Here is a 1220-nt window from a genome sequence, read left to right on the forward strand (position 1 = left end):
TTTCCGCCCCGGGCCCCCCGGCCCTGGCGCCCGACTCGGCCCCCAGGCCGACGTTCGGCGCCCCCGGCTCGGCTTCCTCCGCGGCAGCGGGCTGCGCGGCAGCGGACGGCGCGGCGGCGGGATCCGTGGTCACAGCGTGCTCCAGTCGTGATCGGGATAGCGGTGTATGGGCGCCGACACATCGTCGAGCGCTCGGCAGATCTCGTCAGGAAGACTAAGCGCCTCCACTGACAACGCGGCCGTGAGCTGCAGTGCGTTGCGCGCGCCGATGATGGGGGCGGCGACGCCGGGCCGGTCGCGAACCCATGCGAGGGCCACCTGGAGCGGTGTCACCGCGAGCCCGTCCGCGGCGGTCGTCACCGCGTCCACGATGCCGCTCGCCGCCTCGTCCAGATACGGCGCGACGAAGGGGGCCAGATGCTCCGACGCACCCCGGGAGTCCGCGGGCGTCCCGCTGCGGTACTTGCCCGTCAGTACGCCCCTGCCCAGCGGCGAGGACGGGAGCAGGCCGATGCCCAGGTCCAGGGCGGCGGGCAGCACCTCGCGTTCGACGCCGCGTTGCAGCAGGGAGTACTCCATCTGCGTACTGGACAGCCGGGTCCGTATCCCTGGCGCCGCGAGCTGCCAGGTCGCCGCCTTGGCGAGCTGCCAGCCGCAGAAGTTGGACACCCCGGCATAGCGGGCGCGGCCGCTGCTGACCGCGAGGTCGAGCGCCTGGAGAGTCTCCTCCAGCGGTGTCCCTGAGTCGAAGGCGTGGACCTGCCAAAGATCCACATAGTCCGTGCCGAGCCGCGCCAGCGAGGCGTCGAGCGCGGAGAGCAGATGCCCGCGCGAACCGTCGAAGCGCCGGTCCGGATCCGGCACGCTCCCCGCCTTCGTCGAGATCACCAGATCCCGGCGCGGCACCAGCCCCTCCATGAGCTGCCCGAGCAGATACTCGGCCTCCCCGTCGCCGTACACATCCGCCGTGTCGACGAGGGTGCCGCCCGCCTCCCAGAACGCCTTCAACAGGTCCGCGGCGTCATGCTCGTCGGTGTCCCGGCCCCAGGTGAGGGTGCCGAGTCCGATCCGGGACACACGCAGGCCGGTACGGCCGAGATGCCTCTGCTCCATGTCGGCTGAGATTACTGGCCCGAAGTCAGTGCGGGGGAACCCTGTGGACAACCAGGATCGCCCGAGCCCGAAGCCGTCCCTCCGGCTATTCAGAGCGGGCGATGTAC

The 1220-nt window shown here is 71.6% G+C and carries 1 protein-coding gene; it reads right to left on the reverse strand.

Going from position 1 to position 1220, the window contains the following annotated elements:
* Positions 1-129: 129 nt before the first annotated feature.
* Positions 130-1113 (reverse strand): aldo/keto reductase, encoded by a 984-nt coding sequence (locus G6048_RS48175; protein WP_165345907.1) that lies wholly within the window; start codon positions 1111-1113, stop codon positions 130-132.
* Positions 1114-1220: the final 107 nt, after the last annotated feature.

It is taken from the genome of Streptomyces ureilyticus (genome assembly GCF_011045025.1).
Lineage (GTDB): Bacteria > Actinomycetota > Actinomycetes > Streptomycetales > Streptomycetaceae > Streptomyces > Streptomyces ureilyticus.